This is a genomic window from Mesorhizobium sp. PL10 (assembly GCF_053714315.1).
In genome coordinates this window covers 135,458-149,516 of record NZ_JBSKBR010000014.1, presented here as the reverse complement: position 1 = coordinate 149,516, position 14,059 = coordinate 135,458, and the positions used below count along the sequence as shown (strand labels likewise).

Sequence of the window (14,059 nt, the reverse complement as noted above, 5' to 3'; positions counted from 1 at the left end):
CGCTGCCGACATTTGCTGCCATAGTTCAGGCGCCGGGGGCACCCTCAGCGAATTGCGCCTGAAACTCCGGGCTGGGCGGGATTGGCTTGATCACGTCGATCAGCACGCCATTGGGATCCCTGGTAATGAAATGGCGCTGGCCGAAGGGTTCGTCGCACAGCGAGCGCAGGATCGGCAGCCCTGCCGCAAGGAGCCGTTCGTAGACCGCATCGGGGTCGCGGACCTCGAAATTGATCAGCAGCCCTGATGTACGTCCCCGCCCCTCTTCCGGGATCGTCTCATGGTCGCCCTGGACGATGCCGAGATTGACGCGCCGGTCCTCGGTCGACTGCAGATGCACATACCAGTCGCTCTCAAACAGCGGCCTGAAACGCAAGTGCTTGATATAGAAGGTTTTCGTCCCGGCCACGTCGCCGGTCATCAAGACCGGATAATAGCTCGTCGTCTTCATCTTTCTTTCTCCCGTCAACTAACATACAGTCTGCATGTAAATTGCAATAACATACAGGCTGCATGTATGCAACGAGAAATCGCTCGCCGCTCCAACCGCGATCGCACCGAAGCGACGCGCGCCGACCTGATCGCCGCCGCGCGCAAACTGTTCATTGAAAAATCCTACGCCGAGACCGGCACGCCGGAGATTGTCGCCGCCGCCGGCGTCACCCGCGGCGCGCTCTACCATCATTTTGCCGACAAGCAGGCGCTGTTTGCCGCCGTGGTCGAGCAGGAGGCAGAAGCTGTCGCGGCTGAGATCGATCGTGCCTCGCCGCCATCGCTGTTTGCCCGCGACGCACTGATTGCCGGATCGGACGCCTATCTCGCCGCCATGCGCCTCCCCGGCCGCACCCGGCTGTTGCTGCTCGACGGGCCGGCCGTTCTCGGCCGCGCCGCCATGGATGCCATCGACAACCGCCATGGTAACCGTTCGTTGCGCGAAGGCCTGGTCGCGGCGATGCGCGAGCAGTCGATGACCAAACTGCCGACCGACGCGCTGACCGCTTTGCTCGCCGCCGCTTTTGATCGGGCAGCGCTCGCCGTCGAAGCGGGCGCCTCGGCCGAGGATTACCGTGCCGTCCTCATGGCGCTGATTGCCGGATTGTCTCCCGATCCTCTTCTGGCACCTCGCCCGGCTCGAACTCGTTGAAGCGGCCGAGCTGGCGTTTGAACTGGTCGATCAACCAGGCCGCCGCAGGCTTCGGGCTGCGGTCGACGCGATGCATGGCATAGAGCGATGAGCGCACCTCGCTGTAGGGTTCGAGGTCGAGTTCCACCAGCCGGCCGCTGGCCAGATCGTCGGCGATAAGCCAGCGCGGCAGCCCGCCCCAACCCAGGCCCTCGCGCATCAGAATATGCTTGGTGCGCACATCCGTCAGCCGCCAGGTGCGGTAGGCGAAGACGCCGAAGTCGCGCCCTTTGGTGCGTTCGGACTGGTCGGTGACGACAAGCTGGGTGTGTTCGCGCGCATCTTCGAGCGCCACCGGTTTCGGCAGCCCGGCCAGCGGATGGCTGGGTGCGGCAGCCAGCACGATCGACATGAAGCCGATACGCACGAGATGCACGTCGACCTCTCCCAGCAGGCCGCCAATGCCAAGATCGGATTGTCCGCTGACGACATGATCGGGGATCAGGCCGAGCGAACCGATGTGCAGGCGCAGCATCACGGTTGGAAACTGCGCCTCGAATGCCTTCAGTACACGAACCAGCACCGGCGAAGGCAGCGTCGCGTCGACCGACAGGGCGACTTCCGCCTCCAATCCCTGATGGTGGCCGTCGGCACGCGAGCGGATGCGCTGCAGCACGCCGACCATGCGCCGCGCATCTTCCAGCATCGCCCTGCCGATCTCGGTCAGTTGCGGTTCGCGTGTGCCCTCGCGCTCGAACAGCTTCAGCCCAAGCTGCGCCTCGAGATTGGCGATGCCATAGCTGATGACGGATTGCGCGCGGTTGAGCTTGCGGCCGGCGGCCGAGAAACTGCCGGTGTCGGCCACCGCTACCAGGATCTGCAATTGGTCAAGGGTCGGATTGGGTTGCATGGCATATCTACTTTATGGATGGATCATATAGAAAATATACCAGTTTTTTGAATGGATCGATAGGCCCATATCAAGCGGGACAATTCAATTCCCACTGGAGAGAACCGCTATGTCCATCCTTCTTGTAACCTCGAGCCCGCGTGGCTCCGCTTCGCACTCGACCCGAATCGCCACCGAATTCGCGCAAAAGCTTGTCGCCGCCAACCCCTCGGCCGAGCTTGTCGTGCGCGACCTCGTCGCCAACCCGCTGCCGCACATCGACCCCGATTATGCGACCGGCATCTACACCCCGGCTGAAGCCCGCACCGCGCACCAGGCCGAAGTCGTGGGCGTTTCCGATGTCGTGCTCGACGAACTGTTTGCCGCCGACACCGTTATCCTGGCCACCGGCTTCATCAACTTCAACATCTCCTCGACACTGAAGTCGTGGGTCGACCACATCGCCCGCTCCGGCAGGAGCTTTTCCTATGGTGAGGGCGGCCCGAAGGGCCTCGTCACCGGCAAGAAGGTCTACATCGTGCTCGCCTCGGGCGGCATCTATTCGGAGGGCGCGGCCGTCCAGATGGACCACGCCGTCCCTTATCTGCGCTCGGTGCTCGGCTTCCTCGGCATGACCGATGTCGAAGTCATCCGCATCGAAGGCGTCGGCATGGGCGCCGATGCTGTGACGGCAGCACTTGCCAAGGCGACAGCCAAGGTCGACGCCGTGGTGGCTGCGACAGCCAATGGGCAGACCGCAGTGGCGGCGTAAAAACGTCGGCCCCGTACACCCGACATGAAAAAGGCAGGCGCCTTGGCGCCTGCCTTTTTATTTTCGTAGAAACAGAGAGTTAGTGCGGTCTGCAGATTCGGTCCCTGAACCGCTTCATCCGAAAATCTTCTCGCCCTGTTCGTCCACCAGTTGCATGCCCTTCTTGATCGAGATGTCGACGGCGTCATCGAGCCCGGCAAAACGGTCGGCGCGGATGAAGCGGTGCTCCTTCATCACACCGCCGACTTCCTTCGAAACCACGCCGCAGGTCTGATACTGGCCGTCCGCCTTGTAGGGCGTGGCGCTGATCAGAAATCCCTTGTGCTCGATCTGCTTTGCCGGGGCGGCGCTTTTAGGCTCGCCGCCGCCGCCGCCGAAAAGACGTTTCAGAAAAGACATGGGGAACCCTCCAACGGCAATCATCCCGCACCGATAGAACGTGCAGGATGATTTTCAGTACCGTTCCTCTGTCGAACGGGCAAGGGTCGTATACCGGTCGCGCCAGAGGTCAGCCGCGCGACAGCGCTTCGAGGGCTTCGGCGGCCCCTTCCAGTATGGCGATCGCTTCGGCCTGCTTTCCGGCCGGTGCGTCGACGATTTCGCCAAGGGCAGCGCGCAGCCGGTGGCGCACGGCGCGGAACTCGTCGCGGGCTTCCGAACGGCCGCCGCGGCCACGCCGTCCGCCCTCCTCGCTGTCGTTCCAGCCAAACCACTCGCGCGCCTTGGCCATCTTGCGACCGAAGCGCTCGAGATGCTCGAGCACACCGTCGATCATTTCGCGGTTTTCGTCGAGATGCGCATGGCCCGCCTCGGTGATCGAAAACACCTTCTTGTTGCCGTCGGCCGCAGAAGCGGCATAACCGGCCTCTTCCAGGAAGGTCAGCGTCGGATAGACCACGCCCGGGCTCGGGCTGTAGATGCCGCTGGTGCGCTCTTCCAGCGCCTTGATGATGTCGTAGCCGTGGCGCGGCGCCTCGGCCAGCAGCGACAGCGTGATCAGCTTGAGATCGCCGTCGGCCAGCATGCGTCCGGCGCGAAACATGTCGCCCTGCCCGCCGCGTCCACCGCCACGTCCACCATGTCCAAACGGCCCGAAGCCGCCGCCCCCTCTGCCACCAAATTTGCCGGCCATATGCAGGAATGCGCGCTCGGCGCGCTCGCCAAACGGATGATGTCTGTGCATTGTTTGCTCCTTGCGTTATATCTTACGATACATCTTATGTAGGCGAACATCGCCGAGGAGTCAAGATATATCTTACGATGTATCTGAAGGCGGCGCCAGCGACGGGTCACCGGCTCAGGTTCGGAGATGTCCGGGGTGTTTTCCGGCTACCAGCGGCCGTTGCGCCGGTTCCAGGCATAGAGAAGGTCGGCGAAGCGATCATAGGCGAAGCGCGTCAGCGGCAGCGCGACCGGATTGCCGAACAGCGTTGCCAGCCAACCCTCGCCCGGCGCCACCCTCCAGACGGCAACCGCGACATCGGCGCCGACCATGAGCTTACCGTCGGCATCGGTGGCATGCAGCCGGCGACGGATATCCTCCAGCGAAGCGCCGTAGCCGGCCAGAGCCGCCGGTTCGAGGTTGATGTCGCGGAATTCGATCCGCCCGGCCTTGATCGCTTCGATCAGCCGCCGTTTCTGCCTGGTGACGCCGCCATCGCAGACGGGACAGCGTGTGTTGTACCAGACGGTCAGCAGGGGCTTGGACATGGATTTCAAACCACGACCCGAGGGACGGAACCGACTATCCTCGCAATGCCGTCGACCCGCAACATGGCGAAGCGCCGCGCTTTGAGACCCCGCGCCTGAAATCAGAACTCGTAGCCGAAGCGCTCGAAATCTCTGACATAGAGCCGCCGGACGATGGCTTTCGCCTCCTCGTCGTAGACGGCACGATAGTCGACCGGGCCACTGACGTTCTTTCGGGGAAGCGTCACTTCGGCGGGAAGCCCGAGTCGTCCGGCCAGGATATTGAACTGATCGGCCAGCCTCTCGAACCGCAGCACCTCGTCGATGATAAGCTTTCCATCCTTGTCCGAAATCCAGCTTGTCTGGTCCACCCGCGCCAGCCGGTTCTTGCGTTCGAGGTAGCGCAGGAACGCCTTGAAGTCCCAGCGCTGCGCCTGGCGATGCCGGCGCCGCGAGGTTTTCCGGCGCAAATGCTGGTAGTTGGAAACGACCAGCTCGAAAGGGTTGCGCACCACGGCGAATTTGTAGGCGCCGTCATAGAGCTGGGGCGGCAATTTGCGCCGCAGCCAGTCGGCTTTGTCATGCTGCTTGAAATTGGCCTTGTCCGGCGCTTCGGGAACCGGCAGACGCGACAGCAGGCGCCGCCATTGCGTCGGCTTCGGCTTCAGGCACCATGGCCGCAAGGCACGAGTGATCGAGGTCCCGGCCGTTTTCGGGATGTGGATGAAAATGAAGTTCTTCTCGAGCGAGAGGAGCATTTCTCCTCAATATCGGCAGGTCAGGCGCCGTCAAGCGGCACTGGTATTGACCGCAAGGAAATGCCGCCGCCGCGTTATCTCAGGCAGCCCACCTATCCAAGCGAGGTGACGATCTCGCGGTAGGCAAATTCGGGGAAAGCCTTGAGCGTTCGCGTCTTGACGCTGCCACCCGCCCCCAGCATCAGCGCAAAACGCGCAAGCACCGCATCGTCGGGAGCCTCGACCACGGCCACCATGTCGCATTCGCCCATGGTGAGATAGAACGCCTTGAACGATCCGCCCATGTCGGCCAGTTGCTTCTTGGCGGCATCGAGCCGCTTCGGCGAATCGCGCACATTCCTGGCGCCCTGTTCGGTCCAGTTCATCAGCAGGATGTAGGTTGTCATCGCACACCTCCCTCCGGCGCCACGGAGCACGGCTGAGGATCTCAGCCGGGGCGAACATCCGGTTTGTCACCCAGAACACGCATCCGACGGCGAAGTATCCGCCCGCAGCGAGCTTCGTGCAAGGACCGCCGCGCCAGCTCCTTTGATCCGTGAAGGCAATTCCTCCAGGCGCCAAGGCAGCGGCCTGGCGACGACCGCAAACTGTCGGCGCTGACCAGGGAAAGCCGGTTCAAAAATCCGCCTGACTACGGCAATCTCCGTTCGTGGCCATCGACCTGGCGGAAATCCCCGCCGATCCAGCGGCTGGAGAGTTTCATGCGCGAGAGCATCGGCCTGCCGCCGGGACGGATCGAAATTCCTGCCGCATGGACAGGCGAGGAAATGGCGAAGCATCCTGAAAATTGGCTGGTCGAATTGGACGAGCAGGATGTAGCGGAACTGGAATTGGCGGCAACCGGCTTTCTCGCCCGCTCGCAAGATATCGGCAACCTGAGCAAGGCCGATTTCCCCTTGCCCCGGCTTGCCGGCCATCTCGCTGCCCTGCGCGAAAAACTCATCGCAGGCATTGGGTTCGAGGTGCTTCGCGGCCTCCCGGCCGAGACATATTCCGCGCAAATGGCGGCAACGATCTTCTGCGGGATTGGAGCGCATCTTGGCAGCGCGCGGTCGCAGAATGCTCAGGGCCATATACTTGGCCACGTCCGCGACACAGGCGCCGACGCCAGGGACGCCACGACGCGCATCTACCAGACGGCGGAGCGCCAGACATTTCACACCGACTCCGCCGACGTCGTCGGTCTGCTCTGCCTAAGGGATGCCATGCAAGGCGGCGAGTCCCTGCTGGTCAGCACGGTGACGATCTACAACGAGATGCGCAAAAGACGGCCCGACCTGGTCCGCCTGCTGTTTGATCCGATTGCCACCGACCGACGCGGCGAGGTGCCGGAAGGCGAAAAGCCCTACTTCGAAATCCCGGTCCTCAACTGGCACGCGGGATTGCTGACCGGCATTTATCAACGGCAGTACATCGACAGCGCACAGCGTTTCCCGGATGCCATGCGGCTGAGCGCGGCACATATCGAAGCGCTGGATCTCTTCGACAGCCTTGCCAATGACCCGAAACTGAACCTGTCGATGCGGCTGCGGCCCGGCGACATGCAGTTTGTCTACAATCATTCGCTGCTTCACGACCGCATGGGTTTTCGGGACTGGCCGGATCCGGACAAGCGGCGCCATATGCTGCGCCTGTGGCTGTCTGTTCCCGGCGACCGTCCGCTACCCGAGTGCTTCAGGCAGCGTTATGGCTCGATAGAAATTGGTGACCGGGGCGGCATAATCGTCAAGGGAACGCGGCTGAACGTGCCGCTGTAGAGCAATTCGCTGAACCACTTGAGACGAAAAGGGCGCCTCGATGGGCGCCCTTAATTTCTTTGCAATCGGCGAGTGTCAGCTGTCGAGGAAGCTCCGCAGCTTGCGCGACCTGCTCGGGTGCTTGAGCTTGCGCAGCGCCTTGGCTTCGATCTGGCGGATACGCTCGCGGGTGACCGAGAACTGCTGGCCGACTTCTTCCAGCGTGTGGTCGGTGTTCATGCCGATGCCGAAGCGCATTCTGAGCACGCGCTCCTCGCGCGGCGTCAGCGAGGCGAGCACGCGCGTGGTCGTCTCGCGCAGATTGGCCTGGATCGCCGCGTCGATCGGCAGGATCGCCATCTTGTCCTCGATGAAATCGCCGAGATGCGAATCCTCCTCGTCACCGACCGGAGTTTCGAGCGAGATCGGCTCCTTGGCGATCTTCAAGACCTTGCGCACTTTTTCGAGCGGCATTGCGAGCTTTTCGGCCAGTTCCTCCGGCGTCGGCTCGCGGCCGATCTCGTGCAGCATCTGGCGCGACGTGCGCACGATCTTGTTGATCGTCTCGATCATGTGCACCGGGATGCGGATCGTGCGCGCCTGGTCGGCGATCGAACGTGTGATCGCCTGCCGGATCCACCATGTCGCGTAGGTCGAGAACTTGTAACCGCGGCGGTATTCGAATTTGTCGACCGCCTTCATCAGGCCGATATTGCCTTCCTGGATCAGGTCGAGGAACTGCAGGCCGCGATTGGTGTATTTCTTGGCAATGGAGATGACGAGGCGCAGATTGGCCTCGACCATTTCCTTCTTGGCGATTGCGGCTTCGCGCTCGCCCTTCTGCACCTGGTTGACGATCTTGCGGAATTCCAGGATCGAGATCGCCGTCTCGGTGGCGAGGTTCTGAATCTCCGAACGCAGATCCTTGATCGCGTCCTTCTCGTTCTTGGTGAATTCCTTCCAGCCGCGCGAGGTCAGGTTGCCGATCGAGCGCGTCCAGTTCGGATCGAGCTCGGAACCCTGATATTCCTTGAGGAACTCCTCGCGGCGCACGCCATAGCTTTCGGCCAGACGCAAGAGCTTGCCTTCGTTCTGCACCAGCCGCTTGTTGATGTCGTAGAGCTGCTCGACCAACGCCTCGATGCGCGCAGTGTTGAGCGACAGCGACTTCACCGCCTTGATCAGCTGGTCTTTCAGCTCCTTCAGGCGGCGGTCCTGGCTGGGCGACAGCGTGCCGGCGGCAGCCAGGCGGTTCTCGACCTGCTGGTCCTGCAGCTTCCGGAGCTTCTTGTAAGTGTCGGCGATGACGTCGAGCGTCTCCATCACCTGCGGACGGAGTTCCGCTTCCATCGCCGCAAGCGACAGGCTCGCCTCGTCCTCGTCTTCCTCGTCGTCATCCGTCAGCCCGCGCGTGTCGGCGCCGACATTGGTGATGTCGTCTTCCTCGTCCCGTCCACGCCGCGGCTTGTCCTCGGGCTTTGGGGTTTCCTCGATGCGCTCGACCACCGGCGCCTGCTTGGCTTCGGGGCCGGCATAGGTGGCTTCGAGGTCGATGATCTCGCGCAGCAGGATCTTGGATTCGTTGAGCTCGTCACGCCAGATGATGATGGCCTGGAAGGTCAGCGGGCTTTCGCACAGGCCCGCGATCATCGTCTCGCGGCCGGCCTCGATGCGCTTGGCGATCGCGATTTCACCCTCGCGCGACAAGAGCTCGACCGAGCCCATCTCACGCAGATACATGCGCACCGGATCATCGGTGCGGTCGGTCGGCTCTTTCTTGGTGGTCGTGGCGGCGACGGCGGTGCCGGTCTGCTCGGCCAGTTCGTTGGCGTCTTCCTCGGCATCGGCATTGCTGTCGGCGGCCTCGGGCTCCTCGCCCTGATCGTCATCCTCGACCACGTTGATGCCCATGTCGGACAGCATCGCATTGATGTCTTCGATGCGATCCGGATCGGTCTCTTCCGACGGCAGCACCGCATTCAACTCGTCAAGGGTCACATAGCCGCGCTTCTTGGCGGCCTTGATCATCTTCTTGACAGCATCATCGGAAAGGTCGAGCAGGGGGCCATCGGTGGCGCCTTCGCGTTCGGTCTCGACCTCTTCCTTTTCCTTTGTCGCCATAGTCTTTATCTTCTCCTAGCGGCCGAACATCGAAGCCGCGTAAGCTGCCGCACCGGTCAAATTATGCGCTCGTGACGAAACGCGCTTCACCGGCCGGTAACCGCATCAACTCTTTTGTTTGGTTCATATCGTGCCCCAAAACCGGGTTTTCACTTTTGGGCGACATGCATTAAGTCCAGATTAACCCTGATATCTGTGGCAGGCTAACAACCTGTCCAGTGATCAGCACCTCACATCGCTGCATTTCCCATCGACGCCGGCACGGGTTAAGGTTTCGAATCGTCCTGATTCCGTCATTCTGCCAGAAGGTCAAGCGCCTCTCGCATGATTCGCATCAAAAAAGCGAATCAATTACCCGACTTAGAGGCGTCGATTCGACGCGCAGCACGTTTCAACTTCACTCTTGCGCAGGTTTCAACCTAGACGCGCCCAGCCTTGCCCGAGGACACGCCGAACCCTTCGATCAGCGCTTCCGTTGCCTGCACATCACGAAATTGCGCCTGAATCTCGACGAGATGCCGGTAGTTTTCGTCTGTGGGATCGCTGGCGAGCGCTGCCTCCGCCTGCTTGAGCTCCTTATGTAAGGTGCGCGCGCTGCGCTGCAAGTGCAGCGCCTGGTTGAAGGCGTCACGGGCATCGTCAAGGGCGGCGGTTTCCAGCGCCGGCCATTGCCGGGCGCGTTTGATCAGCATCACCGCCCGTCCCCAGATATCGCTGCAGCCGGCACGCTCGATCGTGGCGATCACCGCGTCGCGGTCATTGGCCATGTCATGCGCCATGGCGTCGAGGATGGCGGCGTGCAGCCGCTTCAGGTCGGTGTTGGCGAGATCGAGGAACTCGACATGGGCGAAATTCTCGTCGATCAGCGCCGGATGGTTGACCAGCGCCACGATGATCGTCGCCTCGCGCACAGACATCCCTTCGCTGCCGCGCTTGACCAATGCCGAACGCCCCAGGCTCTCGGTGATCGCGGCGCGCGCGCCGATGCCTCCGCCTTTCGCGAACTGCCCGCCCGGCGGTGGCGTCTTGCCCTGCCCCGGTTTCCAGTCCTGACGACCTTGCCGAACAGTGCGCTGGGCGCCGAAGAAGCTCTGCACCCGCTCGCGCATCGCCTGCTGGTAGTGATAGCGCGTGCTTTCGTCCCGGACGCGATTGGAGAGTTCGTTGAGCGTTTTTGACAATTCCGCCCGCCGCTCCGGCGTATCGAAGACACCGCCCGCCGTCTCGCGCATCCACAACAGTTCGTCCAGCGGCCGTGCCTCGGCAAGCACGGCGCGGAACGCGTCCGGCCCTTCTGCCTTGACCAGATCGTCGGGGTCCTTGCCTTCCGGCAGCAGCGCAAAACGCGCCGTGCGCCCGCCCTGCACCGAGGGCAGTGCGAGATCCGCGGCGCGCCATGCTGCCTTCAGCCCGGCCTGGTCGCCGTCGAAGCACAGCACCGGCTCGGGCGCCATGCGCCACAGAAGCTCGAGCTGGTTTTCGGTGAGCGCGGTGCCAAGCGGCGCCACGGCATTTTCAAAGCCCGCCTGCGCCAGCGCGATAACGTCCATATAGCCTTCGACTGCAATCACCGTGCCTCCTTTGGCGAGCGCCTTGCGGGCGCGAGCAAAATTGTAGAGCACATTGCCCTTGTGGAAGAGCTCGGTGTCGGGCGAGTTCATGTATTTGGCCAAAGCATCGGGCGCCAGCGCACGGCCGCCGAAGGCAATGATCTTGCCGCGAGAATCCGGGATCGGGAACGTGATGCGGTCGCGGAACCAGTCGTAGGAGACCGGGATGTCGTCGCCATGCCGCACCAGCCCGCAGGCCTCGATGTCGGCTTTCGGCACGCCCTTGGCGGCAAGATGCTCCTTCAGCGCGTTGCGGCTGTCTGGCGCAAAACCCAGCCGGAACGATTGCTGCGTCGCCGGCGTCAGCCCGCGGTCCCTGAGATAGGCGCGGGCTTTCGCTCCTTCCGGCCCTTGCAGCCGCTCCTGGAAGAAGGCGGTTGCCATCTCCATGACGTCGGTCAGGCTGGCGCGCTCTTTTTCGCGCTGCTCCTCCCGTTCATCGCGCACCGGCATCGGCACGCCGGCCATGTCGGCGATCTTCTCGACCGCTTCCGGAAAGCTCAATCCGTCGAGCTCGGTCAGGAACTTGAAATGATCGCCAGACACCGAACAGCCGAAGCAGTGGTAGCGGCCCTTCTTGTCCTCGCAGTGGAAGGACGGGCTCTTCTCGCCATGGAACGGGCAGCATGCCCAGTAATCGCCACGCGACGCGTTGGTCTTCTTTCTGTCCCACGCGACGCGCAGGCCGATAACCGAAGAAATCGGCACACGGTCGCGTATCTCGTCGAGAAAGGCTGGCGGAAAGCGCATCGGGGAACTCGTTTGTCCCTCATATAATCATGTGCGCGAAATCCGACGACCCCTATTGCGGACCTTACCCGGTTTCCACAGGCCAAAAAGGAAGGCGGCCGTTGCTGGCCGCCTCCTTTCAAGCTTCAGCAGTGTGCTGGTCAGACTTACTGCGCGGCGATGGCGCCGAAGATGATGCCGGAAAGGACGCTGACCAGCACATAGTCGTTGCCGACGCGGATCCATTCCTGACCGCGGCCGGGACGATGCAGGCCGTAACGGCCATAGTCGCGGATCGGCTGGTGAAGCTTCCAGCTGGAGTACTTCTGACCATTACGCCAGTGGCTGCGCTTGACGATGACCGTCTTCTTCACGACGTGCTTGCGCACATCGACATGCTTGCCGGGCTTCTGCCAGTCGATCTGCGTATAGTTCGACTGCGGCGCGGCAGGCGCAGTCATCGGCGCTGCCTGCCCGGCGAGCGAGCTGGCTGCCAGCATGGAGACAGCGAGGGCGGAAAGAACAATGCGTTTCATGGGAAGGGCTCCTTGGTTGTCGATATCAGAGGGAATAGCGGCCAATGGATGAACTGAAACTGAACACCAGCATTACAATTATGTAATGAAATCTTCAGCTTAGCCCCGACATCTCAACATTATCTCAAAGGCAGACGTCGAAAAGTGCGGCAACTGCGGTGGATGCACCGCATCGCCATGAATCCGCCGTGCAGTCATCTGTGCATCCGTCCCTTTTCCGACACGACCCGTCGCGCTGCGGCGGCCCCTTGAAATCGACAAGATTTTATTATCCGGCTAAAATATTCCGGCTATTGTTCAAGACTGTCATGACGATGATTCGCGCCCTCCTTTCCTGCCATTACCGCCACGCCCTCTGCGTCGCGGTCCCTGCCCGCATGCAGGTTTCGAAATGAGCGGCTCGGTCGTCTTGCTGCATCTGGCCGGCGCGGTGGCGCTGATGCTGTTTGCCACCCGCATGGTCAAGACCGGCGTCGAGCGCGCCTATGGCGACGTGCTGCGCCACAGACTGCGCTCCACCATGCGCAATCCGATCATGGCGGTGCTGACCGGCTGCGGCCTGTCGATTGCGCTGCAGAGTTCGACCGCCGTCACGCTTCTCGTCGGCTCCTTCGCCGGCGCCGGCATCGTCTCGGGCATGTCGGGTCAATTGGCGGTGCGCGGCGCCGAGATCGGCTCGGCGCTGGTGGTCAAGCTGTTGACTTTCGATCTGACGCTGCTGGTGCCGATCTGCCTCGTCGCCGGCACAGTCATGTTCATGGCCACCGAGCGACGCGACTGGCGCCAGTTCGGCCGCATCCTGGTCGGCATCGGCCTTTTGGTGCTGTCGCTGGAGATGATCGGCCAGGCGTCGGAGCCGCTGCGCCAGAGCACGCTGATGCCGCTGATCATCCAATATTTCTCCGGCGATTTCGTCACCGCCTATCTGCTCGCCGCGCTCGTCACCTGGCTGTTCCACTCCTCGATCGCCGCCGTGCTGTTGATGGTGACACTCGCCGGCCGCGGCTTCATCCCGCCTGAACTCGGCATCGTGCTGGTGCTCGGCGTCAATCTCGGCTCCTCGATCATCGCACCGCTACTCACCCGCAGCGCCGAGCCTGGCGTGCGCGTCGTGCCGATCGGCAATCTTTTGATGCGCGGCATGGGTTCGCTGGTGATGCTGATCGCCTTCATGACGCTGAAGCCGCCGGTCGCCTTCCTCGGCGCCACCGTGCCCGACCAGATCGTCAACGCCCACATTCTTTTCAACGTCATCATCCTGCTGGCCGGGCTGCCGCTTGCCAGCCTCATCTACCGCGCTTCGGAGAAGATCGTGGCGATGGGCACCAAGCCGGCGCCGGCCGCCGCACTCGACGTGGTCGAGCTTTCGGCGCTCAACGACAGCGCGCTGGACGTGCCGAGCCAGGCGCTGGCCAATGCCACTCGCGAGGTGGTGCGGGTCTGCGAAACGGTCGAGATCATGCTCAAGCGCATCATCGAGCTCTATGAAAGCGCCGACGCGGAGAAGATCAAGGCGCTGGCCGCCCTCGACGACCGTGTCGACCGGAAGCACGCGGCAATAAAACTCTATCTGGCCAAGCTCACCAGAAATTCGCTCACAGAGGACGAGGCCCTGCGCTGCCAGGAATTGATCGGCGCCTGCGTCAAGCTGGAGCAGGTCGGCGACATCATCGTGCGCAACATGCTGGCGCATGTGAGGAAGAAGCTCGAGCGCGGGCTGGAGTTCACGCCCGAAGGATGGCGCGAGCTCTGCGCCTTCCATGCCTCGGTGCTGGCTAACGCCAGGCTCGCCTTCAACGTGCTGGTTTCGCGCGACCCCGAGGCGGCGCGCCAGCTGGTATTGGAAAAAGACCGGCTGCGCGACCGCGAGAAGGAAACCAGCGCCAGCCATTTCGTGCGCCTGCGCGACGGCACGGCCAAGAGCGTCGAGACCAGCTCCATCCATCTCGACACCATCCGCGACCTGAAGCAGATCAACTCGCTGCTGGCGTCGATGGCCTACCCGGTGCTGGAAGAGCGCGGCCTGCTGGGTGGGTCGAGGTTGAAGGCGGGTTGAGCGTTCTTCCCTTCACCTCTTGTGGGAGAAGGGAGAAGCG

Annotated in this window: 14 protein-coding genes; 4 read left to right on the top strand and 10 right to left on the bottom strand. The window is 62.5% G+C overall.

Features of this window, described 5'->3' with window-relative positions:
- Window positions 1-25: 25 nt before the first annotated feature.
- Window positions 26-451, bottom strand: a complete 426-nt coding sequence (locus tag ACWGTO_RS22495; RefSeq protein WP_454576996.1) for a VOC family protein — start codon at window positions 449-451, stop codon at window positions 26-28.
- 66 nt (window positions 452-517) lie between these two features.
- Between ACWGTO_RS22495 and ACWGTO_RS22490 the strand changes: the two genes are divergently transcribed.
- Window positions 518-1,144 (top strand): helix-turn-helix domain-containing protein, encoded by a 627-nt coding sequence (locus tag ACWGTO_RS22490; RefSeq protein WP_454576995.1) that lies wholly within the window; start codon window positions 518-520, stop codon window positions 1,142-1,144.
- Here the strand turns inward: ACWGTO_RS22490 and ACWGTO_RS22485 are convergent.
- Window positions 1,077-2,033: a LysR family transcriptional regulator gene (locus ACWGTO_RS22485; RefSeq protein WP_454576994.1), complete on the bottom strand. Its 957-nt coding sequence runs from the start codon at window positions 2,031-2,033 to the stop codon at window positions 1,077-1,079. The genes ACWGTO_RS22490 and ACWGTO_RS22485 overlap by 68 nt on opposite strands.
- A 109-nt stretch (window positions 2,034-2,142) precedes the next feature.
- Between ACWGTO_RS22485 and ACWGTO_RS22480 the strand changes: the two genes are divergently transcribed.
- Window positions 2,143-2,784, top strand: a complete 642-nt coding sequence (locus ACWGTO_RS22480) for an FMN-dependent NADH-azoreductase (RefSeq protein WP_454576993.1) — start codon at window positions 2,143-2,145, stop codon at window positions 2,782-2,784.
- A gap of 114 nt (window positions 2,785-2,898) precedes the next feature.
- On the opposite strand, the gene ACWGTO_RS22475 is transcribed toward ACWGTO_RS22480, so the two are convergent.
- The 5 genes from ACWGTO_RS22475 to ACWGTO_RS22455 form a co-directional block, all read right to left on the bottom strand.
- A complete protein-coding gene (locus tag ACWGTO_RS22475) occupies window positions 2,899-3,183 on the bottom strand; it encodes an HlyU family transcriptional regulator (protein ID WP_454576992.1) in 285 nt (94 codons plus the stop codon).
- 109 nt (window positions 3,184-3,292) lie between these two features.
- Entirely contained in the window at window positions 3,293-3,967 is a 675-nt protein-coding gene (locus ACWGTO_RS22470; protein ID WP_454576991.1) for a PadR family transcriptional regulator, read from the bottom strand.
- Between the two features lie 146 nt (window positions 3,968-4,113).
- On the bottom strand, window positions 4,114-4,494 hold the full coding sequence (locus ACWGTO_RS22465; protein WP_454576990.1) for a thiol-disulfide oxidoreductase DCC family protein: 381 nt from the start codon (window positions 4,492-4,494) through the stop codon (window positions 4,114-4,116).
- Window positions 4,495-4,595: 101 nt separating this feature from the next.
- The gene (locus ACWGTO_RS22460) at window positions 4,596-5,231 is read right to left on the bottom strand and encodes a sulfotransferase family 2 domain-containing protein (RefSeq protein WP_454576989.1); all 636 of its coding nucleotides are present in this window, start codon (window positions 5,229-5,231) and stop codon (window positions 4,596-4,598) included.
- A 92-nt stretch (window positions 5,232-5,323) separates the two neighbouring features.
- Window positions 5,324-5,617, bottom strand: coding sequence for a GYD domain-containing protein (locus ACWGTO_RS22455; RefSeq protein WP_454576988.1), 294 nt, complete (start codon window positions 5,615-5,617; stop codon window positions 5,324-5,326).
- Window positions 5,618-5,932: 315 nt separating this feature from the next.
- On the opposite strand from ACWGTO_RS22455, the gene ACWGTO_RS22450 reads away from it, so the two are divergent.
- Window positions 5,933-6,988, top strand: coding sequence for a TauD/TfdA family dioxygenase (locus ACWGTO_RS22450; protein ID WP_454576987.1), 1,056 nt, complete (start codon window positions 5,933-5,935; stop codon window positions 6,986-6,988).
- A gap of 75 nt (window positions 6,989-7,063) precedes the next feature.
- On the opposite strand, the gene rpoD is transcribed toward ACWGTO_RS22450, so the two are convergent.
- The 3 genes from rpoD to ACWGTO_RS22435 form a co-directional block, all read right to left on the bottom strand.
- On the bottom strand, window positions 7,064-9,088 hold the full coding sequence (gene rpoD / locus ACWGTO_RS22445) for an RNA polymerase sigma factor RpoD (RefSeq protein WP_454576986.1): 2,025 nt from the start codon (window positions 9,086-9,088) through the stop codon (window positions 7,064-7,066).
- Between the two features lie 419 nt (window positions 9,089-9,507).
- The gene (dnaG, locus tag ACWGTO_RS22440; protein WP_454576985.1) at window positions 9,508-11,448 is read right to left on the bottom strand and encodes a DNA primase; all 1,941 of its coding nucleotides are present in this window, start codon (window positions 11,446-11,448) and stop codon (window positions 9,508-9,510) included.
- A 146-nt stretch (window positions 11,449-11,594) separates the two neighbouring features.
- On the bottom strand, window positions 11,595-11,963 hold the full coding sequence (locus ACWGTO_RS22435) for an RcnB family protein (protein ID WP_454576984.1): 369 nt from the start codon (window positions 11,961-11,963) through the stop codon (window positions 11,595-11,597).
- Between the two features lie 391 nt (window positions 11,964-12,354).
- Here ACWGTO_RS22435 and ACWGTO_RS22430 point away from each other — a divergent pair, with 391 nt between their 5' ends.
- The gene (locus tag ACWGTO_RS22430; RefSeq protein WP_454576983.1) at window positions 12,355-14,019 is read left to right on the top strand and encodes a Na/Pi cotransporter family protein; all 1,665 of its coding nucleotides are present in this window, start codon (window positions 12,355-12,357) and stop codon (window positions 14,017-14,019) included.
- Window positions 14,020-14,059: the final 40 nt, after the last annotated feature.

Coding starts and splice junctions, on each gene's coding strand:
- ACWGTO_RS22435 (WP_454576984.1), bottom strand. CDS start 11,963: ATGAAACGCATTGTTCTTTCCGCCCTCGCTGTCTCCATGCTGGCAGCC.
- rpoD (WP_454576986.1), bottom strand. CDS start 9,088: ATGGCGACAAAGGAAAAGGAAGAGGTCGAGACCGAACGCGAAGGCGCC.
- ACWGTO_RS22475 (WP_454576992.1), bottom strand. CDS start 3,183: ATGTCTTTTCTGAAACGTCTTTTCGGCGGCGGCGGCGGCGAGCCTAAA.
- ACWGTO_RS22430 (WP_454576983.1), top strand. CDS start 12,355: ATGAGCGGCTCGGTCGTCTTGCTGCATCTGGCCGGCGCGGTGGCGCTG.
- ACWGTO_RS22465 (WP_454576990.1), bottom strand. CDS start 4,494: ATGTCCAAGCCCCTGCTGACCGTCTGGTACAACACACGCTGTCCCGTC.
- ACWGTO_RS22455 (WP_454576988.1), bottom strand. CDS start 5,617: ATGACAACCTACATCCTGCTGATGAACTGGACCGAACAGGGCGCCAGG.
- ACWGTO_RS22460 (WP_454576989.1), bottom strand. CDS start 5,231: ATGCTCCTCTCGCTCGAGAAGAACTTCATTTTCATCCACATCCCGAAA.
- dnaG (WP_454576985.1), bottom strand. CDS start 11,448: ATGCGCTTTCCGCCAGCCTTTCTCGACGAGATACGCGACCGTGTGCCG.
- ACWGTO_RS22450 (WP_454576987.1), top strand. CDS start 5,933: ATGCGCGAGAGCATCGGCCTGCCGCCGGGACGGATCGAAATTCCTGCC.
- ACWGTO_RS22485 (WP_454576994.1), bottom strand. CDS start 2,033: ATGCAACCCAATCCGACCCTTGACCAATTGCAGATCCTGGTAGCGGTG.
- ACWGTO_RS22490 (WP_454576995.1), top strand. CDS start 518: ATGCAACGAGAAATCGCTCGCCGCTCCAACCGCGATCGCACCGAAGCG.
- ACWGTO_RS22470 (WP_454576991.1), bottom strand. CDS start 3,967: ATGCACAGACATCATCCGTTTGGCGAGCGCGCCGAGCGCGCATTCCTG.
- ACWGTO_RS22495 (WP_454576996.1), bottom strand. CDS start 451: ATGAAGACGACGAGCTATTATCCGGTCTTGATGACCGGCGACGTGGCC.
- ACWGTO_RS22480 (WP_454576993.1), top strand. CDS start 2,143: ATGTCCATCCTTCTTGTAACCTCGAGCCCGCGTGGCTCCGCTTCGCAC.